The organism is Brevundimonas lutea, from assembly GCF_003704105.1.
GTDB lineage: Bacteria > Pseudomonadota > Alphaproteobacteria > Caulobacterales > Caulobacteraceae > Brevundimonas > Brevundimonas lutea.
This window is the reverse complement of record NZ_QUOQ01000002.1, coordinates 744,356-764,894: the sequence shown is the minus strand read 5'-3', so window position 1 is coordinate 764,894 and position 20,539 is coordinate 744,356. Positions and strand designations below refer to the sequence as shown.

Genomic DNA, 20,539 nt, shown 5'->3' with positions numbered 1-20,539 from the left:
CGAGCGGCCGAAATCCCGTCATCGCGGAGAATGGACGAGGCTCGGGCCTCGGCCTGAACCTCGCCTGTCTGCCTGGCGCGTGCGACCAGATACTAACTTCGCGACCGAGATCTTCCAGACGGCGGCGGATAAGGTCACCGGAGACGGACCAAATGTGAGGTAGACATCACATCCCTTCGATGTTAGGTTAGACTAACATCGGAGATTTGGCATGCCCGACATTCTTTCCCGCCCCGCGAAACTCTACGGGCCCCGGACGCTAGGCTTCCTGGGACTCTATGCCCTGGTCCTCGTGCTCCTGATTGCAGCACCGGCAGCGTTCAGGGGGTTCTCCATGGCCTGGATCCTGGTGGCCGCCATCATGGCGCCGATCCTCGGTCAGACCTGGGCGGTTCTGGTCTTCATGCGCGACTCTGACGAGGTCGTCCGCGCCCTCACCGCAAGACGCTTCATCGTGGCGGCCGGACTGGCGCTCAGCGTTTTCGCCGGCTGGGGCTTCGCCGAAACCTACGCCAACGCGCCGCACCTTGAGGGCTACTATGTCTACGCCCTGTTCTGGGGCGCGTTCGCCCTCGTCACGCCCCTGATCCGCAGCACCCAATGACCAACAGGGTGAAGGCCCTTCGGAGCGAGCGCGGCTGGACCCAGACCGACCTCGGCGAGCGGCTGGGCGTCTCGCGTTACGCCGTTCTCGCCATCGAGACCGGCAAACATCGCCCCTCGCTCGACCTCGCTTTCAAGATCGCCGCCCTGTTCGATCTGACCGTCGAGGGCGTGTTCGACAATCCGCACCGCTGAAACGCCGTCCGGCGATATAAGCCGGGGTTATGGGCACGGCAGCCAGCCCGGCTATTGGGTGGAGGTATCCGTGAGCGATCGGGAGGGGGCGCGGCCACGCATGCGCGGGGATGGGGGCGGCCCTGGGGACGATCACACGCCGGTTGGCTCGATCCCGTCAGGGCCTGATCAGCCGTCCCCCAACCTCATCAGGCTTGAAGCAGAGGCCCAGCATGGAGACCTGGATCACCTCCCGTCTCGGCCGGTGATCGGATGCACTGCCGCTAGGGAGCCATGGTGCCGCGGTCTCCAGAGTTTGTCCGAGGGACCACGGCCCGCGACAGGTTTCGCGCGATCCGCTCGGCCCTGGCTTGCATCGCCAGCGCGGGACCGGCCGCCAGCAGCTCGTCCGTCGTGGCCCGCCAGAGGGACAGCCATCGCGCAAAAGCCGGCGCGGTCATCGCGTCGGCATGAGGCAGATGCGCCGCCATGGGATCGCCCTTGTAGCGGCCGCTGGCCAGCATGACCGTGGACCAGAAGGCTTTCAGGCGGTGCAGATGGCGCGGCCAGTCCTCCACGGCGGCGTTGAACACGGGGCCCAGCATCGGATCCGTCCTCACCCGCTCGTAGAAGAGGTCGACCACGGCGGCGATCTCCTTGTCATTTGGCAGCGGGTCCTCCATCTCATCCCCCCTTTCTTGCGGAAACGAGCCTAGGCTCCGACCCGCGGGTCGCCTGGCGGCGATGTCTCCACGAGCCGGCGACGCCCGGCTCCACGCCGGCGCCAGCCTTGACGCCCGCGTAACGTACGCACCGCCGTCACGCCGACCGGATCGGCGGCCTAGCCCGGCAGCGCCTGATCCAAGATCGCACCGACGACATTGGTATAGTCATCGGTCCAGGGGCGGATACCCTTGTCGTCGGCCTGTCGCCAGCGAGGATCCCCGGCGAAAGGCGCCAGCGCCGCCGGGGTCCTGGCGACGATCATCACCTGGCTCGGCGCCGACACCACGTGCGGCGTGCCCGCAGGCGGCGCATATTCCTGCATCAGCACGTGAGCGCCCAGGGCCCTGGCCGTCGCCGCAGCCGGGGCCTCGAGCGCAAGGTTGCGGTTCGAGATATGCAACAGCAGAACACCTTCGGGCTTCAGGGCGTCGAGATAAAGCCCGAGCGCCTCCACGGTCAGGAGGTGGGTCGGCACCGCGTCGGAAGAGAAGGCGTCCAGGTGGAGCAGGTCGTAGCTGGCCCGGGGCTCGCGAGCGAGCGTGAGCCGGGCGTCTCCGATCACGACATCCACCGCGCCCTGGGCGCACTCGGCGATGTAGGTGAAGGACGCCGGATCGCGCGCGATCCGCTCGACCTCGGGATCGATTTCGAAGAACCGGAGCCGGTCGCCCGGCCTGGTGAAGGCCGCGACGCTGCCGCCGCCCAGACCGACCACGGCGATGTTCTTGCCGGGTCCGCCTGCGAGGACCTGCGTGTAGGTCTGACCGATCGCGCCGACCGGCGCGTAATAGTTCGTCGGCTGGCAGCGAAAGGCCGGATCGAGGGGCTGGGCGCCGTGAAGGGTGGTGCCATGGAACAGCAAATGAACCGGTCCGCCCACTTCCGGAACCGTGTCCAGGGTCACGCGGTGCACGCCGAAAAAGCTTCGGGCGACGTGCAGGTTCTGGAGCTTGTCGGGTGGCGCGATGATCGATTGCGCCACCAGCGCCGCCAGAGCGACGAAGAACCAGAGGGCGCGGCGCGCCAGAAACAGCGCCCCGCCCACGCTGACCACGGCCAGGAGGAGCGGCAGGGCCTCCAAGCTCTCGGTCTTGGGCGCCAGGGCGATCGCGCCGGCCGCGAGCACAGCCGTCGCAAGGCAGAGGATTTCCGCGCGGCTCAGGGAAACGCCGCGCCAGGGCCGCGCGAGAACGGCGAGGGCGAGCACCAGGGGGTACTCCACCACGGTTTCGAACAGGACCGGCGCCACGAAGGCCGTGAACGCGCCGCCCACCACCCCGCCCAGCGACATGACGAGGTAGAATTCGGTAAGGCGTGAGGGCGGCGGCCGCCGGTCCGCCAAGGCGCAGTGACAAACGAGCGCCGTGAAGAAGAAGGCGCCCAGATGCGTCACCAGATTGGCCGCGAGGCTGGTCTGATGGACGCACATCAGGCCGATCGCCATGGCCGCGAAGACCGCGTGCCAGCGAAGACCCCTGTCCTTGGAGATGAGCGGCCGGGTCTGGAAGGCGATGACGAAGGTGAAGAGGTAAAGGGCCAGGGGCGCGACCCAGAGGAAGGGGGCTGAGGCGACGTCGGCCGAAATATAGGTTGTGGCGCCGAGCATCAGGCTCGAAGGGGCGGCGGCCAGCAGGAGCCAGATCCCTCGCTCGCGCCACGTAATCCGGGCCGCGCTGCTCTCGGCCGTCGCATCGGCGTCGGCGGCGGCTCCGGCGCGATAGCGCCAGCCGGTGATGGCGACGAGCGCAATGACAAGAGAAAACAGGAAGTAGCCCAAGGTCCAACCCAGGGTCTGAGCATCGACCGTGGTGAAGGGCTCGATCACCAGCGGATAGGACAACAGGGCGAGCATGCTGCCCAGATTACTGGCTGCGTAGAAGGCGTAGGGGCTTCCGGCCCCGGGCTCGGCGCCGTGCGTCTTCGCATACCAGGCCTGAAGCAGCGGCGCCGTCGCCGACAGCGCCGCGAACGGCAGACCGATGGATATGGCCAGCACCGACAGGAGCCAGGGGACCGGCGCGTCGACGGGCGGCGCGCCGAATAGGCCCGTCACCCCCAGGGGAAGGACCACAGCCGCTCCCGCGAGGGCGGCGAGGTGGACAAGAAACTGGGCCCTGAGCGACGGCAGCCGCTGGAGCAGGTGAGCATAGGCGTAGCCGGCCAGCAGCGCCGCCTGGAAGAACGCCATGCTGGCGTTCCAAACCGCCGGCGATCCTCCAAGTGTGGGCAGGATCATCTTGGCGATCATCGGCTGGACGGTGAAGACCAGGGCGGCGCTGGTGAAGATCGCGGCGACGAAGAGAGCCGTGCGGGGCAAGCGAAGGGCAAGGCCCGGCGAGGCGGCGAGGTCGGTCACGGCTTACCCCCGAATTGTTCCGCCGACTGTCACCGGTCCAGGTTTCCCAATATCTAACGCTGGCGGCCCCGGCGGCGCCACGACGCTCCGATCGAAGTAGTTGTGATCAGAACGCCGGCTGTCCTTGGATTCAGGAGCCTCGCCCGTTGTCTGACGTTCCCATGGCCGGGTGCGCAAGTCCGGTTGCGGGGCCTCCGCCAGCGATTGCTCCTGGCGCTCAGCCGCCCCCCTCCCCGCTTCCCGGAGCCTCTTAATGTGCACTGAAGGGCGATTTCTGACTCCAAGGCGAAGTTCGGAAGATCCGCTCGTCGGCATCATGCTCAGCGCCGGCGACCAAGGCGCTGATCTGACTCGTTGCCAAACATTGGAAAGTCAGCTGAAAGAGTAGGACACTCGAGCGGTGACGCTTCAAAGCGGACGTCCCGACGGTCGCAGTAGATCTTGAGGCTGCAGCCAAAGTCGCAGACCTTTCGAGTTGGGAGTTTAGCCCCAAGGCGCTAAGCGATCGTGAGATCGGGGGCAGGCGATGACGATTAAATTCTCAGAGAATGGTCCGGAAATCCCGAGTGCCCTCCTGGATGCCCTCATCGCCGGCGACGTGGTCTTCATCTGTGGTGCGGGCATCAGCGCGCCGCAGCTGCCGCATTTCCGTCTGTTGGTTCAGCAGGTCTACGACCGGCTCAACGCCGAGATGGATCCTTCCGAGGAGGCATCGTTCATAGCCGGGCGGTACGAGGAGGCCCTGGGTTCATTGTCGCGGAGACTGGTCGGAGTCCGCGACGTCGTGGACACGGCCTCAGCCCTTCTGGCCGTACCTGATCCTGTGGACCTGACCCGCCACGCGACGGTGCTTCGGCTGTCCCGCGACATCGCCAACCAGGTGATCGTGGTCACGACCAATTTCGACACTTTGGTCGAGCGGGCTCTTGCGGCTCATACCGGTGCTGACGTTCGAGAGGACAGCTCCGCCGGCCAAGGTCTGCCGCCGCCGGGTGGCGCGGACTTCCGTGGGGTGATCCATCTCCACGGTCGGCTTCGGGACGAGGTGCTCGGGTTGGAGCCGACCCCGCTCGTTCTGACCAGCGCGGACTACGGCGACGCCTACATGCGCAGCGGCTGGGCGTCGCGGTTCTTGTTCGACCTCATCCGCTGCAAGACCATCGTCCTTCTGGGTTACAGCGCCTCTGACGCGCCTGTCCGCTATTTCCTGTCCGTACTGGCGGCGGATCGAGCGCGCTTCCCCACGCTCAACCCCGTCTACGCCTTCTATTCCGTGTTCGAGGACGTCGCGGAGGCGGATGCTCACTGGGGCACGCTGGCCGTCGAACCTATCCCCTACCGCGCCTTCCGTAATCAAGACACCGGAGACGAGGATCACGCGGCTCTGTATGATGACCTTGCCCAGCTCGCCGATGTCGTCGAACGACCTAAGGCATCTCGACGCGAGAGAGCGAGGGCGCTCTTGCAACGTGATCCGGGAGGCCTGACCCCGCTCGAAACAACCGAAGTGGATTGGCTGTTCAACGGTCGCTCCGATCTCTGGGACCTCGTTATCCGGCATGTGATTCAGGCCAGCTGGTTCGAGCATTTTCGTACCCGAAAGCTCTGGGAGACCAAAACGGCGGCCTGGGTCATCGCCGCTTGGGTAGCCTTGGAGCCCCAGTCCCGCGAACGATACGAGGCAGCCATTCGCTGGAAGACTTTGCTCGGCGAACCGTTCACCGACGAGGTCGCGCGGCGCATTCGACAGACTGCGGAGCTTCCTGACCTGTGGCGCAAAGCTTGGCGGTTGCTCTGTCTCGACCAAGTTCAGGAAGACAACCCCTGGGACCTGAAAAGCCCGTACGAGGTACTTGAAGCGATGAAGCAGGGTGTGGTGCTGGATCGCGATCTGGAGCACGCCGTCGGTTGGCTGACGCCTCGACTCGACATTGAGGCACACAGCGGTGCCCTTTACGGTTCGCCCCCGCCTGAGCCAGCGGCACGGTTTCATGATATTGCCTGGCCACGGCTCAAGCTGAGTGATCGGGGCGCACTGCCGGACCTCCTCAACGAAATTCTTGGATGGGGTTCCGAGGCACGTTTGCTCGATCTCATGGCGTCGGCCTTAGCTAGCACGTTGCTGGCTGCTCGTGACGCGGAGATGATCCGCGACGAGTACGACGCCATCGATGGCGGCTTGCCGTCCGTTGAGTCTCACAGGCAAAACGATCATCGGGATGGCGTCGTCCATCTGGCCCAGATTTCCGCTGCGCTCGTTCCGAAGCTGGCCGCCACGGACCGCGACGCCGCCAGAGCGGTCGCCGCACGTTGGCGGGAGTTGCCGGGACGTCTAGGGCTCAGGCTGTGGCTGCAGGCCTGTCGAACGCCCGACCTGTTCACGCCATCCGAAGTTCTCGCCGACCTTCAGGCCCTGTCGGAGATCGACTTCTGGACGCTGCGGCGCGAGCTCGCGCTCGTTCTCAGGGAGAGTCTAGCTGGAGCACTGGAGGACGAAATTCTGCGGCTCGAGACCCGCATCCTGGATACAGCCGACGCCTACTTCGGCCGCTACGAACTCGATGAAGGCCAGATGGACTGGCGGCCTCACGCACGGGATGCGGAGGTCTGGCTGCGTCTGATGATGTTGTCGGAGGCCGGCCTTCTCTCAAAACGTGGAGTGGACGAACTGGCCGCGATCAAGGTTCGACGCGACTACCTGGATCGTCCCGTCGAGGATCGAGATTTCTTCGGGTCCTATATGTCCGAGGTGACAGTGGTCACGGGTGATCCTTCTCCAATCGTCGAGGCGGCGGATGAGGATCGCCTACAGGTCGCCTTGCAGGTACGGGCCAGTCGTGATCTGCAGACCCAGCACGGTTGGAACGCCTACGCCAGACAGGATCCGGAAGGCGCTTTTAAGACGCTCATCGACGCTCCGCGAAGCGAGCCCAACGCACCCCTTTGGCAGGAATTCATCGGTGCGCTGTCGTGGCCTAATGATCAAGAAGACACCACCAAGGCCCGTCTAACCGTGTCGGTGTTCGAGGTTCTGGAAGGCGCAGAGGACGGCTTCATCGATCTCGTCTCGGGCAGGCTCGTCGATCTTCTCTGGGGCGCTGCGGATGGAGACGACATCGACAGCGGCGCTTGGTGGAGCCGCCTCTGGGCTTCGGTTGTTCGGTCTGACGACGGCGGGGCGCCCAAGGTCGACGATCTCTACTCGCAGGCCATCAATCATCCGGCAGGTCGCCTGACACAAATCGCGCTGAAGTCGGTTGAACGGCAGCGGCGAGACCCTGCGGATGTTCGGGAGCCGTGGTTGGAAAGGCTGCGCCAAGCGGGCTCCGAAGGCGGCCTTTGCGGGATAATGGCTCAGGCGGTGATGGCTAATGACCTCGTTTTCGTCTTGTCGGTGGCCGAGGAGGACGCCGTTCGCATCATGACGCCAGCAATGGGTGCCGATAACGATGTCGGAGCCGGTTTGCGCAAGGTCACGGTGGAGGAGGGCCGGGTCACGCCCCTGCTGACGAGAAGGTTCGGCCCGATCCTGGTAAGGGCGGCGACCGAGAACACATCGTCGGGATGGTCCCAGGTGCATGCTGCAGGCAAGCTTTTGATCCCCCTCGCCAGCATCGCCAGCGGGGACAAGGCGGCGGATGCCTGGGGCGTGACCACACCCGAAGTGGCTCAAGCGCTGAGAGTCGGCACACCCTCACTACGCGTCGGCGCCGCCGAGTGGTTTCATCGGGCGCTCGAGGAGGAGGCTGATGCTGCGGCTTCGTGGCGGGACTGGATGGGGGCGCTTTTCCGAGCCGTCTGGCCAAGAGAGGCGAAGTACCGCGATGCGGCCCTGAACCGTCACTTCGCTGACTTCGCCATCGCAGCCGGTGACGCCTTTCCGGAGGCGCTGCATATGTTACGCCCCTATTTCATGCCGCGCGGCGCGGGGCGCGGCGGGACATACTCGTTGACCAGATCGAACCTGCCGGAGCGCTTCCCGGACGCTTGCTTGAACCTTGTCTGGATACTGTTCGGACTCGGCGAAGCGATCGACAACTACGAGCTGCCCAAGCTGCTTGATCGTCTGATCACGGCGGAGCCGCGTCTGGAGGCTGACCGGCGCCTTCAGTGGCTCGAACATCGCGTTGTACGCTTCGACTGACTCCTCGAGGTCCGATTTGAGCTAGCCAACGCATGTCTGCAGTTGGCGCTTCGCTGGCAAAATCAGGTCAAGCCCCTTCAGCCTCATGCGGAGAGAGCCTGGCGGTTGTACTGCTCGGGTCCGCGCCGAGTCTGACGACCCGCAAGTCCATCGGCCACCCCACGTGGTCCGGGCAGCATGCCACGGCACGCTGCATGCATTCGAGAGCCAGCGCTCGAGGCTCAGGTGAACTGCCAGTGGATTCCGCCAGAACCGCTTCGGCTATTTCCTGAAATTCAGACCGCAAGGTCCCTTCCGCCGCGATGGCTAGCGGCTTCTGATCGACAGCGCCGGTTGTGAAATCGATGCTGAATATGTGTGCCGGCGCAGACAGCGTCGGGACTGCAGCCAGAATCGTGGCTCGAGCGACGGCCTTCTCCAAGGCATTAGGCCCATCGTGGATTGCGTCCATGACTTCCTGGCGTGCCTTCTCGAAGGCCGCCAGAAAACCCTCCTTGTCTGCGCTGTAGTCTGCCTCGCATAGCGCCATCTTGTCTGCGACACGTTTGACGAATGCGCCGGTCCCTGCTGCCCCAAAGGGGATTAGACCTTTCCAGCAATACGACTTCTCGACGACTCGGTTCGGCAGCCACCCCAAGGGGTCGACCCTCAGGGTATCTGTGGCGATGACCGCCATCTCATCGAACACAAACGCGAAGACCGCGGTCACGACTGCTCCCTATCGAACATGAACATTGACGCGGACACCGAAGCCTGCAGTCGGCAGAGGCAGATGATCTGTGCGGCGGTGAACCGAACGATCGAAAGCCGTCCAACCTGATGTCGCCTTTTCGGGAAGACTTCAACTTCCGCTCCTGGCGCAACGCGGCCGCAAGAATGGCGCTAGCCCGGCTGCGACGCCCTGACGCCGGGTGACCAGCAAGTCGCATCCTGATGCCCGGGCTGGTGTTCTAATGCGGGATGGCGACCCGAAGCACGAAAAGGTTGGCGCCGGTCAGGAGGCATTGCGGGACGAAGCGACATGTCGGGAAAGCTCGCCGATCGTCACCTCGCCAAACCGCTTCAGCAGGCGCTGTTCGGCATCGTCGAGCGCGTCCTTGAGGGCGTGGTTCGCGGCCTGCTCAATCAGGCATCGCGGGTTGTCGTCAGCCAGGCCGATGGCGAAAACTCGAGGAGCGCCCAAGGCGTCATGGATGTCGCGCAGCGTCACCTCGTCCAGAGGCCTGGCCAGGGTCCAGCCCCCGCCGTGACCCTTGACCGAGGTCAGATACCCGGCCGATCGGAGACCGGCCATGGTCCGCCGCACCACGACCGGATTGGTGTCCAACATCCTGCTGATGGTTTCGGAGGTCACGGGCTCGCCGATGTGATCCATGTGGATCAGGACGTGCAGCATGCGGGACAGGCGGTTGTCTGTGGGCATGACCGCACCCTAGCGCAGAAGAGCAAACGCAACAAAGAGAGTTGCGTGAAGGGGGCCAGGGGCCTATTACTCGTAACATAACGAGTTGCGAGAGTGTTACATGGATCGATATGACGCCATTGTGGTCGGCGGCAGCTTCGCCGGACTGTCTGCGGCGATGATGCTGGCACGCGCGCGTCGCCGGCTCCTGCTGATCGACGCCAGCCGGCCGCGCAACCGCTTCGCCACGGCCTCACATGGCTTCCTTGGTCAGGACGGCGTGGCGCCGGCGGAGATTATGCGGGAGGGGCTGACCCAGCTCTATCGGTATCCCACTGTCGACTTCGTCCATGCCGAGGCGCTGACGGCATCACTGGATGAGGAGGGCGCGTCGCTGACCCTGTCCGACGGCTCGGCCGTGCGGGCGCGCAAGTTGATCCTGGCGACCGGGGTCGCGGATGATCTGCCGCTGGAGTCGATGCGTCCGCGCTGGGGCGTAAGCGTCCTGCACTGTCCCTATTGCCATGGCTACGAAGTGCGGGACCGAAGTCTGGCCGTGATCGCCAACGTCCCGGGGGCCGCTCACCAGGCGCTGCTTCTACCGGACTGGGGCCCGACGACCTTCTATACCCAGGGGGTGTTCGAGCCCTCGCCAGAAGAGGTGGAGCGGCTGGCCGCACGAGGCGTGGAGATCGAACGCACGCCGGTGGTCGAACTCCTCGGGGAGGGGGCGGAGACGCGCGGCCTGAGGCTGGCTGACGGTCGGGAGGTCCCGGCCGGGGCGGTCTTCACCGCGCCGAAGACGCGCATGGCTAGTCCGCTTGCAGAACAGCTCGGATGCGCCTTCGCAGACGGGATGACCGGGCCTTACGTCCAGGTCGACGAGACGCAGCAGACGAGCCTTGCCGGCGTCTTCGCGGCCGGCGACGCGGCCTCGCAGATGTACAACGCCACCTTCGCCTCCGCCGCCGGCGTCATGGCGGGTGTCGCCGCCCACCGGGCCCTGGTTCTTGAGGCGGCCGCGGCATGAACGGCTTCGATGATCCCAAGGCGGTCGCACGCTACACAGACAATCCGCCACGGCTAGTTCCGGGCTTCGCCGACCTGCAGAAGATGACGCGACTCTTGCTGGCCGAGACGGCGTCGGCCGACGGTCGCATCCTGGTGGTCGGCGCCGGAGGCGGGCTTGAGCTCAAGGTCTTTGCGGAGGCCGAGCTCGGCTGGCGCTTCGTCGGCGTCGATCCCTCCGCCGAAATGCTGAAGCTCGCCCGGCGGACGCTGGGCGCTTTGGCGGATCGCGTCGACTGGCTCGAAGGCTATGTGAGCTCGGCGCCGGAAGGACCATTCGACGGCGCTTCATGTCTGCTGGTCCTGCACTTCGTGCCGGCCGAAGAGCGCGTCGCTATGCTGAAGGAGATTCGGCGTCGGCTGAAACGGGGGGCTGCTTTCGTGATCGCTCATCACAGCATACCTGACGGGCCAGAGCGAAATCTCTGGCTTGATCGGCTTGAGGCCTTCGCCAACACCAATGGCGTTTCGTTCGACAAGACAAACGGCGGTGCGCGGACGTTGGGGGAGCGGTTGCCGATCCTGTCGCCTGAAGCGGAATCCGATCTCCTGCGCGCGGCGGGCTTTGTTCATCCCCAGCTGTTCTACGCCGCCCTGACCTATCGGGGATGGGTTTCGAGGGCCTGACAACAATGTCGCCTTCCCGCCCTGCCGCCAACGTCCGCTGCTGGCGCGCAGCCGGCTTGCGCAGGCGAGCCCCTCGCGAGCGGCCAGACCGACAAGTGCCCCATTAAAGATTGCTGGTGTTGGCTCTCAACATTCTTGGAGAGGGCGGTGCGCCGTCAGCCTGTCGCCTGAAGTATGGCCTGCACCGCCTCTTCGGGTTGGTCCCAATGCGGGAAATGCCCGGACCGGTCGAACCAGCGTAGCTCTGCGTTCGGGAAGGCGGCCTGGGCTCGACAGGCCTGGCGGGGCAGCAGAAGGCGATCCTTTCGGCCCCAGCCGATCGTCACACGGCCAGGCGTGCGGAAGGCTCCAGCCTGCAAAGGACCGGTCGCCAGTTCATGCACCATGTCGTCGAATACCGTCGTCGCGGCAAAGGTCCGCATCTCTGTTAGCACGGTATCAGGCGCCAGCGCCCAGGGTCTGGCGGACAGTTGGGCCAGCAGCAGCGTCCGCGTCGCTGCATGGCGCGACAGAAACGGCAACGGCGGTTGGAGGCTCCGGACAAGCCGGATGGATGCGGCGATCGTGATTTGAAAGAACGTCGTCTCCCAGCCGCGCCAGAAGCCCCCTGGATCCAGGGCCACGCAGTGGCGACCGGCACCGCGACGGGAAAGCTCCAACACCAGGCGGGCGCCGACGGAGCTGCCAACCATGTCAATCGCTCCGAGCCGCTCGACTTCGATGAATCTCGTGAGAGCGTCCGCATAGGCGGAGATGGTTTGGCGCCCCGGAACCGGCGGTGACCTTCCATGCCCGGGCATGTCTACCAGGATCAATTCCCGCGACCGGCTGAGCGGCTCCGAAATCGTGTCCCACGACCGGACGCTCCCACCAAGGCCATGGACCAAAAGCAGAGGTGGCCCTCGGCCTACGCGCTCATAGTGTAGCGTCATGCCGATACCACGATGAAGGATGATGAAGGGTAGATGTTCGATTTGGTCAGCTTAAAGCCACGAGCGGCCTCATCGGTTGCACCTGCCGCGCAGGCTGGACGTTCTTGTCAGCGGAGTGCCGACGGTCACCAGTTAGCACATCAACTTCCGCTCTCCGGCCGCAGGCCAATGACCGCATCTGGCCCATCTGCGCTATCTGGAGCGTATCCTGAGGAGGGGGCTTTGATCCTGGGAGGTGGCCATGAGCCAGCCCGATCTGTTTCGTTTACCTCGCAAACCTTGGAACGCTGGTCGAATGACCGGCGCCAAGGCCCCACTCAAGCCAAAACATAGCTGGGCGATCCGACAGCATCTCAAGTCCGTCGGTTCAATCCGAGATCTGGCGATGTTCAACATCGCGTTGGACGCCAAACTTCGGGGCTGTGACCTGGTGAAGCTCCGGCTGGGCGACATCGCTCAGGGGGGCGTCATTCGCCAGCGATCGACAATCGTCCAGCAAAAGACCGGTCGGCCGGTGCCGTTCGAGATCACGGAGGCGGCGAGAGACGCTTTGGCTCACTGGCTGGAGCGCAGAGGGCGGCGGCATGACGACTGGCTTTTCCCTAGCCGCAGCCGGGATGGAGGACACATAGGCACGAGGCAATACGCTCGACTGGTCGATGCTTGGGTAAAGATGATCGACCTGAACCCCAGCGCCCACGGCACCCACAGCCTTCGACGAACGAAAGTGGCGTTAATCTACAATAAGACCGGAAACCTACGCGCCTGCCAGCTCCTGCTCGGCCACGGAAAGCTTGAGAGCACAGTCAGATATCTCGGTATCGAGGTGGACGACGCGTTGGAGATTTCGGAGCAGATCGATCTTTGAGCCGGCATGGGGCAGCCTGTCGAAAAGCGGACTGCCCCAAAGCCTGGGAGGGGTGGAAAGCAGCCTCAACGCATGCAAGTTTAAGCGAGTTGTTGGAGGGGCGATCATGCGCACAGGCGGATGGGCGATAGCCGTGAGCACAGCATTTCTGTTCGCGTTAGCTGCGGATGCCTCAGCGACTCCTCCCCAGAGCATTTCTGTCCGAGAGGCTAAGCAACGAGTGGCTGCGGCCCTCCAGCGTTCCGACGCGCTTATCCAGCGTTTTCCGAAGCTATTAGAAATCCGCAGTGTCGTTCGGGCGGACTGCGCTTCGAAGAACGAGGGGCAAACGACCGAAAGCGAGTTTTGTAGCTGCGCCTCGGCAGTAACGATGAGCCTGTGGGTCTCGGGCATCGACCCTCAGATGGTGCCTCGGATACAAACCTTCCTGAACACCCCGGAAGCGTCCGCCGAGCCATTTGTCGCCTACCAGGGGCCGGAACTCTACGCTCCACTGTGCCGAAGGGCGACTGAGCGATAAGGTCGATGTCCGCTATGGGTCGAGAGCAGACGGTCGCTTGTGGGGGCAAAGCAGACGCGAAGGTGACCTTGGCATAGGACGAACATACCGTTGTCTGACATTAGAGCGACCATGGAGGTGGGCGCGCATGGCACCCAGGGCGTACGCGTCTAATCGAGCTGGCTCCGCAATCATGTGACAAGACGCTGTGGCGCGCCTCAGGCTCATTATGGTCCTCGCCCGAGCCTGGCGAGACCTTCCCGGATCCGGTCGTCGTGGTCCGCCATGCGGTTTACGGGATCGACCTCGACGGCTTCGGCGCGACGGAAGGCGTCCAGGGCGGCCTCAAGCGCGGCGCCGCCGAGTTCCAGCGCTTCGGCGCGGTAAAGCCAGTACTGGCGCCTGAATTTGGGCTCCAGCAGCGGCGTGTCGATCACGCCCTCGGTAAGGTCGGCGCAGGCATCGATATTGCTGAGCAAATCCGCATCCGCATCGAGCCCGTAAAGAGCCGTCCACTGAGGGATGGCGCCCAGACAGCCGAGCACCGCAAGCCGTTTCCGAGAGTCCGTGAGATCTCCCGGCGCGCTTATGTGCAGTCGTGCGGCCTGCGCCATCTGGTCCGCCGACGCGGCCATCAAAACGGGATCGGGAGGCTCCGAGAGTTCGGCCATGAGGCCTCGGGTCACACCCGCGCGGAACAGCATATAGGCCCGACCCTCGTGAAAGACCGGCGGAAAGCGTGCAAGGGCGGCGTCCCGCAGGGCGATCTCCTCTCGATACAGCGCGGGATCCGCGGAGGCCCTCGCTTCTTGACCAATCAACCGGGCCAGGGTCTCCAATGCGCTCAGGATCCCGTTGTTCACCGCGTCGCTGTCTGCGATCTCTTCACGCAAAATCAGGATCGCTTCGCGCCGCGCTGCTGGTTTATCGACCTCGGGGGCCGCGGCCACGATCTGCTCGGCCAGTCGAATGGCGAACAGGGGTCGGTTTCGAGACGAAACGACCAGTCTCTGAGCGTAGGCGCTCCGGGCTGATTCGAGGGCGCGACGGCGATCCGCGTCGTCCCTGGTCAAATCGGCGATGTAGGCGAGGGCGGCCGCGCGCACGGAAATCAGCGTTGCGCGATCCTTGTCCGAGAGAAGGAGCGGCTCCGCCTCGTCCATCATCGCCACCACATCTCGATAACGGCTCAGATGATCGATGTCGGCCGACCATTGATCGCGGGTCTGCGCCAGTCGATGATCTCCAAGCGAAATCCTCGTGATCGCCCACTCCGCCGGGTAGGTGTCCCGGGGAACCAGCGCCAGCATGTCCTCTATAAGCCGGAGCGATCGATCCATGACCTGAGGGTTCGGCATCTCCGCCAGCTGTCCACTCGCTCGGCCCAAATAGCCGCGCTTCAGCACGGGTTGGCTGCTCGGCACGAGATCAGCGGCCTCCTCGAAGAGATCCGCCGCGCCTTCGAAGTCGAAGATCGAGGATCGCACGACGGCCCGCTGGGCGACGACGTCAGCCTGGCGCAGGGCGAGATCATCCACTTGGCCCTGAAGGTTCGAGCGTGCGCTCCCGAACTGGTCGGCGGCGGCGGCCAGCTTTTCCTCGGCCAAATCGAGATCACCCGCCTCGATGGCGGCGTTGGCGGCCTCCAGCAACGGCTGAACCGCGCGGGCCAACCGCATGGAGTCGAGCGTCTCCAGCTGGCCCTCAAGCTCCGTGATCTTGTCCCGCGCCGCCACCAGATCGGCCGTTCGCCTGTCGATCAGATCAAGTATCTGGCCGGGGTCGGTGCTTGTCAGCCGCGCGCCAAGCTTTCGAGCGATGGCTCGGACCGCCGCGACGGACGTATTGCGCTGTACCGAAATTCGCTGGATGTCGTTTTCCAGCGCCGTCAGCCTGACGCGCTCGGCGGCGCTCAGGGGGCGGTCGCGCATGGCGGGAAGCTGAGCCAGCGCCGGACCCGCACACAAAACGACCATAGCGCCGACGACACACATCAAGCGTTTGATCATCAGGACCTCCCACCGCTGAACAACCGTAGCCGGGTCATCCCCGGCCGAACAGCGTTTTCCAGATCGGTCCTTCCCGGCTCGGCGAGCGTGTCTGGCGTCAGGCGAGGGCAGTATGAGCCCGCCCAGCCTCCGGCCGGGCGCCCCGCGAAGCAGCCCAGGTCCGGCGCAACAGAGGATGGCGCCCTGGCGCGACGGCTGGTTTGTCGGGAGACTTTTTCTTTTGCGGCGATGCGACACGCCAGACCATCGAAGTCTGACAGGTTGCTTCATCACGGCCGAGGACGTCGTCCGCAGCGAGGTTGAGGCGGAGCTCTGAAGGTCAGCTCTGCGGCCGCTGGCGGATGTCCGCTGCTGGCGCTCAGCCGCCTCCCCTCCCCGCTTCCCAGCGCCCCTTAATGCGCACCGAGGGGCGATTTCCGCCTCATCAGAGAAATTCGAGACGTCCGAAGTCGCGCATCGCGGATCTAGTGAGGGCGAGCCTGCCTCAAAGCCGCAACGGCGAACCTTCAGGTCGGCTTGCGAAGTCCAGCCTGATGCTAACTCACTTCGACGTTTAGTTTCAGCCCTCGCGCGATTGCGGACACATGCGCCGGGTCGTCGTCGCCGCAATCGATCACGATCTGGTCTAGCCCATCGACATACCGCTCCGGCTGCACGAAGACAGCTGAAGATCCCGAGACGGTGCGTCCGGTGCGGCGCTCGATAATGGTGACAGGCCCGCTTGCATCCGGTGTGGCGACATGGATGGCGTGGCCTGTATTGCAGGTGCGCCGCAGATTAACGGTAATCGTGCTGCCATCGATGGCGCCGTCCACGAGGCGCGCCTCACATTGGACCGGGACATAGGCGACAAGCCGCATGGTGGCCCGAGACCCCGCGGTTGCTGGAACCGCAGCGGCTGCGGCCAGAACAAGTGCGGCGATGAACGTTCGAGTGGTGCGCATGAGGCATCCCTTCTGGATGCTTCGAGCCTCGCATGATCATCTTAAAGCCAGCCGAAACGACGTGGCTTATAGTTCCTTACCTCACTGGGGGTTCACGGACACCGTGATGACGTCTTGGTAACGACCGGCGTAGCGACCCGAAACGTCCCCCACGGTCACCACCAGCGGATAGGACGCCCCACTCAGGGACATCGGCGGGTTCCGGCCGATTGTCGCGGGCCCAGCCAGGGACCGGGCCTCGCCGTCGATCGTCACGGAATAGGGCACCGAAGGAAGTTGCGGGCCGTCTTCGTGCTGCATCACCCCCCCGTGGTCGGAAGTCAGCGTGACCTGAACGGATGTGTTGGCCCAGACGTTGATGAAGACGCGGGCGTTCTCCCCGGTCTCAAGCGTCTTGAAGTCGATGGAAGGCGGCGCCATGCCCAGGCTCCCACGACCGGGCGAGGACACTCCGGAAATGCTCATCTGTGATCGAGCGGGCACCAAGGTCGACAGCGATATCGCCCTGTCCGTGACGATTGGTACTCCCCCGCTCGAGACCGTCAGGCCCAGCCTTTGCTGATATGTGTCCGGAGACACCACCGCGCCGACAGGCAATTCCGCCACGAAGGAGACTGTCTGCTCGCCCTTGGCCGGCACCTGCACCGTGACCGGACCAACAAGCGCACCGCTCGCCAAACCGCCGGGCTGGACGAATCCATAGTCGATCGCGCCACCGAGTTTCAGGACGCCGCCATCGGGCTGCAGCATGAGGTCGACCGAGCATCCCTGGGCGTCCGGGTTGCGGATGACCACGTCGAACGCGAGCTGCGTCGGCGATGGCGAGAAGGGATCGTACAGTTGCAGCACCGGCGAAGCCGAAGCGACGGTCGCACCCGGACACGCGCTGAGTGTTGGGCTCGCAACGGCCGCAGCAGCCAGCGCGATGAAGATCGCAGCGATTCTCATTGCGTGTCGCCTCCATAGGTCAGGGTGCCGATATCCACCATGCCGGCTGAATCTTCCGGCACTTCGATCTCGCCGACAGGCGTGTCCGAGCCGAAGACGAACACCTGATATCGTCCGGGAGCAACCTGCTGCGCAACCAGGCGACCGGTGCGGTTGGTGAAGAAGGAGGTTTCCACCGCCTCTTGCCCCGAGACCGGCTTCAGAACGCCGCCCACCAGAGCGGCTGGTTCGCCATCGGCTTGCACCAGTCGACCCATCACAGTGTTGGAGGCCGCCGAGCCGATCGGCAGGACATAGCCGCTGGCGGCGCCCGGCACGACATCGATGCGACCCGCTCCGATGTCGTAGCCGTCTGGTGCGTCTTCCACCCGCACCTCGATCGAGTCATAGGCATACGGGCGTTGCAGCGGCGCCAGGGCGGGACCCAAGGCGCCGCTGCGCGCGGTGTCGCCGAAGCTGGAGCGGCTGCGCGCGAACACGGGAGCGCCTCCCAAGGTCGGGTGCGGATCGACGATCACGAAACCCCGGTCCGCCTCTCGACCGAGGGCCAGACGCCCATCGGCCCAGCCGATCCCGAAGGTCACCCCGGCATTGGTCACCTGGGTCTCGAAGCCGTCGGTATCGCTGTAGTCGTGGGTGATACGGGCGCGGAATCGATTGCCGAAATATTCCAGGTCGGCGTTGGCGAGGGGGCCGCCGTCACTCGTGCCGAGCGCGACGCGGTAGCCGAACTCGTCCAGGCTGTCGTAGGCGCGGCGGTCCAGCTCGACCACCGCTTCGTCCCGGGACGAATTGTAGCGCGCGCGCGCCGACATCCGTTCGCCCAGCGGCACGCTGATCGAAAGGCCAATCCGGCTTTCGTCGGAGAAGCCGCCGTCGCGATGTTCCAGATTGAGGCCGAGCGAGAAGCGGCCGAAGCTGCGCGACAAGGCCAGGGTCGCGCGCTTCTGGTCATCAAACGGGCCACGCGAGCGGCTGTAGCCGGCGCCCAGGGTGGCGAAGACGCCGAGTGGAAGTTCGGTCTGATAGCGCGCGTCGACCTCCCATTCATTGGCGTTGAAGGTGGTGGCGGTCGGCAGCATGGGCGAAAAGCCCTCGGACACCGCTTCAAAGTCGACCTGCACGCCGCTCTGGCGGCCGCTCTCGCTCAGGCCGAACAGGCGCCAGGTCAGCAGCAGGGCCTGTTCGGTGTCGTCGTCTTCGTTGATGTCGAGGGCGGCCTGGATGCCGAAGACGCCGAACCGGGTGGCGTAGGCGGCCTGGCCGGCGAACAGGGCGTTCTCGGGATTGATCTGGCTGGCGGCGCCCAGGGTCAGGGCGTCGGTCACGCCGCGCTGGTAGAAGCCGCTGAAGACCAGGTCGTCGCCGTACTCGGGGTCCTCGAAGAAGCCGCCGCTCTCCTGCTGAACGCCCAGGCTGGCCGAGAAGATGGAAACGCCGGGCTCAAGCAGCTCGATGTCCGAGAAGAATGAGATGGACGAAACCTCGCGCCGGCCGGTGTCGTCCTCCACCACCAGCTGGACGTCGTTGTAGCCGTCCAGAAAAGGAAAATCGCGCAGGTCGTAGCGGCCGGGACCGAGGCGGAGCGTCTGTTGGACCACGCCGTTGACCAGCACCTCGACCCGTGATGCGCTCTCCAGGGTCAGCTGGCCGCGACCTGAGGGTCGCACGTTCCGGTAGGGCTGGATCTCCTGGTACAGGCGCTCGATCGACAGGCCCGCCAGGCTGATCGGCGCCTGATAGGCGCCTAGCGTCTCGGGATCGACGTCGCCCAGGGCGTAACGGATGGCGCGCGGGACATCGTCGTAGAACAGGGTCGTCCGTCGCCGGGCGAAGTCGCCGTCTTCCCGGTAGCCGGTCTCGAAGGCGAGGTTCAGGCCGTCGACGCCACCGACATTGCCGAAACCCCGGATGGCCACCTCGGCCGGCTCGCGCACCAGGTCGTTGAGAAAGCCCTCGTGCTCGATCTGGGTGTTGAGGGCGACGGTGATGCCAAAGGCGCGGTTCGATGGGGGCGTCAACCTGGCGCCGCCGCCCTGGCGCGTGGCGTCGATCAGGGACAGGCGATTGAGGGCGCGGGCGTCGGCCGTGATCTGGGCGGACAGAGCCAGGGCGGCCTGATCGAAGGTCAGGGTTAGGTCCGGTCCCGACAGCACGGACGTCGACGCCATCCCGGCCCCGGCCGAGCGGGCCACGAGGCCGTCGATCACTTCGGGCGCGACCAGGGGACGGAGCAGTTCGACCAGACGCGCCACCTCCACCGAGGCGTCGCCGGCCAAGGACGCTTCGACCGGCACGTCACCGACGTAGGCGCCGTTCAGGGACAGGGAGATGCTCAGGCGGAATCGCTGGTCCTGCGCGGCGGCGACGCCGGCGACCGGCACAGCCGGGACCGTCGGGACAGCTGGAGTCGCCGCGAATTCCTGCGCCCCGCCGTTGAGGGCGGCGGCGGCGATCAGGGCGGCGAGGCTGACCGACATGAACTATCGTCCGGACGTGATCGGCACGTATTCGAAGCGAGCCGAGGCTCCTTCGCGCACGAAGCGCTCGCTGACCGGCAGCTCGATGATCCGGGTCGCGCCCGGCTCGATCAGGGGCTGGGACACGGCCGCGCGGAGATCTTCGCCGATCAGGGTTTCGCTGGCCCCGCCCGCGGTGGTGAAGGTCCAGCTGCCGTTATGCAGGCGCGCATAGCGGTTTCCGCGATTGGTCACAGTGACGCGCAGCTTGTTGGCTTCGGCCGCGGGCTCCACCGAAGTCACCTGAACGTCGGCCGTCGAGCCTTCGGGACTGACCGCCACGGAGGTGCCCAGGTTGAACAGGAATTGGACGCCGGAGGATTCCGCGCCCGTGGTGTTCACCGGCAGCTGAGCCACCGTGATCACATAGAGGGCGGTCTGCGTCAGCGCCGGATCGCCGATATACTGGACCCGGAAATTCTGGAAGCCGTTGGGCGGCACGATGCCCTGGGGCGGGAAGACGAGAAAGTCGTCCTCGGCCGGCTCGCGCGTCTCCTCGCCGTTCAAGCCGATGTGGCGGCGCTCGACGCGGATCTCGACCGGCATGGGGGTGGCGTTGGTGTTCTCGACACGGATGTCCTGGGTCGCGCCCCGGCCCGACGGCGTCAGGTCATAGGACATGGGTTGCACGCGCATGGCCGAGGCCGGCGTAACCACCAGGCCAAACGCCAGGACGGCGCCCACGAGGGCGCGCCAGCGGGCGGGTTTGAACATCCTCAT

General features: G+C 65.1%; 16 protein-coding genes. 6 read left to right on the top strand and 10 right to left on the bottom strand.

Annotation, left to right across the window (positions count from 1 at the left end; translation table 11 throughout):
• Positions 1–211: 211 nt before the first annotated feature.
• Positions 212–604: a hypothetical protein gene (locus EES48_RS03955; RefSeq protein ID WP_162998001.1), complete on the top strand. Its 393-nt coding sequence runs from the start codon at positions 212–214 to the stop codon at positions 602–604.
• On the top strand, positions 601–798 hold the full coding sequence (locus EES48_RS03950; protein ID WP_122465042.1) for a helix-turn-helix transcriptional regulator: 198 nt from the start codon (positions 601–603) through the stop codon (positions 796–798). Before EES48_RS03955 ends, EES48_RS03950 begins: the two co-directional genes overlap by 4 nt.
• A gap of 263 nt (positions 799–1,061) precedes the next feature.
• Here EES48_RS03950 and EES48_RS03945 read toward each other — a convergent pair whose 3' ends face one another.
• Entirely contained in the window at positions 1,062–1,460 is a 399-nt protein-coding gene (locus EES48_RS03945; RefSeq protein WP_122465041.1) for a group III truncated hemoglobin, read from the bottom strand.
• A gap of 158 nt (positions 1,461–1,618) precedes the next feature.
• On the bottom strand, positions 1,619–3,859 hold the full coding sequence (locus EES48_RS03940; RefSeq protein ID WP_122465040.1) for a fused MFS/spermidine synthase: 2,241 nt from the start codon (positions 3,857–3,859) through the stop codon (positions 1,619–1,621).
• A 526-nt stretch (positions 3,860–4,385) separates the two neighbouring features.
• Between EES48_RS03940 and EES48_RS03935 the strand changes: the two genes are divergently transcribed.
• Positions 4,386–8,003, top strand: a complete 3,618-nt coding sequence (locus EES48_RS03935) for an SIR2 family protein (RefSeq protein WP_122465039.1) — start codon at positions 4,386–4,388, stop codon at positions 8,001–8,003.
• Positions 8,004–8,070: 67 nt separating this feature from the next.
• Here EES48_RS03935 and EES48_RS03930 read toward each other — a convergent pair whose 3' ends face one another.
• Both EES48_RS03930 and EES48_RS03925 read right to left on the bottom strand, forming a co-directional pair.
• Complete coding sequence (locus EES48_RS03930) at positions 8,071–8,712, bottom strand: hypothetical protein (RefSeq protein ID WP_122465038.1); 642 nt, start codon at positions 8,710–8,712, stop codon at positions 8,071–8,073.
• Between the two features lie 285 nt (positions 8,713–8,997).
• A complete protein-coding gene (locus EES48_RS03925; protein ID WP_122465037.1) occupies positions 8,998–9,426 on the bottom strand; it encodes an Rrf2 family transcriptional regulator in 429 nt (142 codons plus the stop codon).
• Between the two features lie 100 nt (positions 9,427–9,526).
• On the opposite strand from EES48_RS03925, the gene EES48_RS03920 reads away from it, so the two are divergent.
• Both EES48_RS03920 and EES48_RS03915 read left to right on the top strand, forming a co-directional pair.
• Positions 9,527–10,435: an NAD(P)/FAD-dependent oxidoreductase gene (locus EES48_RS03920; protein ID WP_122465036.1), complete on the top strand. Its 909-nt coding sequence runs from the start codon at positions 9,527–9,529 to the stop codon at positions 10,433–10,435.
• Positions 10,432–11,100, top strand: a complete 669-nt coding sequence (locus EES48_RS03915; protein WP_122465035.1) for a class I SAM-dependent methyltransferase — start codon at positions 10,432–10,434, stop codon at positions 11,098–11,100. Before EES48_RS03920 ends, EES48_RS03915 begins: the two co-directional genes overlap by 4 nt.
• A 155-nt stretch (positions 11,101–11,255) precedes the next feature.
• Here the strand turns inward: EES48_RS03915 and EES48_RS03910 are convergent, their stop codons facing one another.
• The gene (locus EES48_RS03910; RefSeq protein ID WP_122465034.1) at positions 11,256–12,032 is read right to left on the bottom strand and encodes an alpha/beta fold hydrolase; all 777 of its coding nucleotides are present in this window, start codon (positions 12,030–12,032) and stop codon (positions 11,256–11,258) included.
• Positions 12,033–12,273: 241 nt separating this feature from the next.
• Here EES48_RS03910 and EES48_RS03905 point away from each other — a divergent pair, with 241 nt between their 5' ends.
• A complete protein-coding gene (locus EES48_RS03905) occupies positions 12,274–12,900 on the top strand; it encodes a tyrosine-type recombinase/integrase (RefSeq protein ID WP_122465033.1) in 627 nt (208 codons plus the stop codon).
• Positions 12,901–13,626: 726 nt separating this feature from the next.
• On the opposite strand, the gene EES48_RS03900 is transcribed toward EES48_RS03905, so the two are convergent.
• The 5 genes from EES48_RS03900 to EES48_RS03880 form a co-directional block, all read right to left on the bottom strand.
• Positions 13,627–15,051 (bottom strand): hypothetical protein, encoded by a 1,425-nt coding sequence (locus EES48_RS03900; protein WP_205679334.1) that lies wholly within the window; start codon positions 15,049–15,051, stop codon positions 13,627–13,629.
• An 893-nt stretch (positions 15,052–15,944) separates the two neighbouring features.
• Positions 15,945–16,352 carry a hypothetical protein gene (locus tag EES48_RS03895; protein ID WP_122465031.1) on the bottom strand — a complete coding sequence of 136 codons (408 nt, stop codon included), beginning with the start codon at positions 16,350–16,352 and terminating at the stop codon, positions 15,945–15,947.
• A gap of 81 nt (positions 16,353–16,433) precedes the next feature.
• A complete protein-coding gene (locus EES48_RS03890) occupies positions 16,434–17,300 on the bottom strand; it encodes a hypothetical protein (protein ID WP_122465030.1) in 867 nt (288 codons plus the stop codon).
• Positions 17,297–19,780, bottom strand: a complete 2,484-nt coding sequence (locus tag EES48_RS03885; protein ID WP_122465029.1) for a fimbria/pilus outer membrane usher protein — start codon at positions 19,778–19,780, stop codon at positions 17,297–17,299. Before EES48_RS03885 ends, EES48_RS03890 begins: the two co-directional genes overlap by 4 nt.
• Before the next feature lie 3 nt (positions 19,781–19,783).
• The gene (locus EES48_RS03880; RefSeq protein WP_162997998.1) at positions 19,784–20,533 is read right to left on the bottom strand and encodes a fimbrial biogenesis chaperone; all 750 of its coding nucleotides are present in this window, start codon (positions 20,531–20,533) and stop codon (positions 19,784–19,786) included.
• Positions 20,534–20,539 lie beyond the last annotated feature (6 nt).

Bases quoted from the DNA above. Each gene is read 5' to 3' on its own strand.
- EES48_RS03955 (WP_162998001.1), top strand. From the start codon at position 212: ATGCCCGACATTCTTTCCCGCCCCGCGAAACTCTACGGGCCCCGGACG.
- EES48_RS03950 (WP_122465042.1), top strand. From the start codon at position 601: ATGACCAACAGGGTGAAGGCCCTTCGGAGCGAGCGCGGCTGGACCCAG.
- EES48_RS03945 (WP_122465041.1), bottom strand. From the start codon at position 1,460: ATGGAGGACCCGCTGCCAAATGACAAGGAGATCGCCGCCGTGGTCGAC.
- EES48_RS03935 (WP_122465039.1), top strand. From the start codon at position 4,386: ATGACGATTAAATTCTCAGAGAATGGTCCGGAAATCCCGAGTGCCCTC.
- EES48_RS03925 (WP_122465037.1), bottom strand. From the start codon at position 9,426: ATGCCCACAGACAACCGCCTGTCCCGCATGCTGCACGTCCTGATCCAC.
- EES48_RS03920 (WP_122465036.1), top strand. From the start codon at position 9,527: ATGGATCGATATGACGCCATTGTGGTCGGCGGCAGCTTCGCCGGACTG.
- EES48_RS03915 (WP_122465035.1), top strand. From the start codon at position 10,432: ATGAACGGCTTCGATGATCCCAAGGCGGTCGCACGCTACACAGACAAT.
- EES48_RS03910 (WP_122465034.1), bottom strand. From the start codon at position 12,032: ATGACGCTACACTATGAGCGCGTAGGCCGAGGGCCACCTCTGCTTTTG.
- EES48_RS03905 (WP_122465033.1), top strand. From the start codon at position 12,274: ATGAGCCAGCCCGATCTGTTTCGTTTACCTCGCAAACCTTGGAACGCT.
- EES48_RS03895 (WP_122465031.1), bottom strand. From the start codon at position 16,352: ATGCGCACCACTCGAACGTTCATCGCCGCACTTGTTCTGGCCGCAGCC.
- EES48_RS03890 (WP_122465030.1), bottom strand. From the start codon at position 17,300: ATGAGAATCGCTGCGATCTTCATCGCGCTGGCTGCTGCGGCCGTTGCG.
- EES48_RS03885 (WP_122465029.1), bottom strand. From the start codon at position 19,780: ATGTCGGTCAGCCTCGCCGCCCTGATCGCCGCCGCCGCCCTCAACGGC.
- EES48_RS03880 (WP_162997998.1), bottom strand. From the start codon at position 20,533: ATGTTCAAACCCGCCCGCTGGCGCGCCCTCGTGGGCGCCGTCCTGGCG.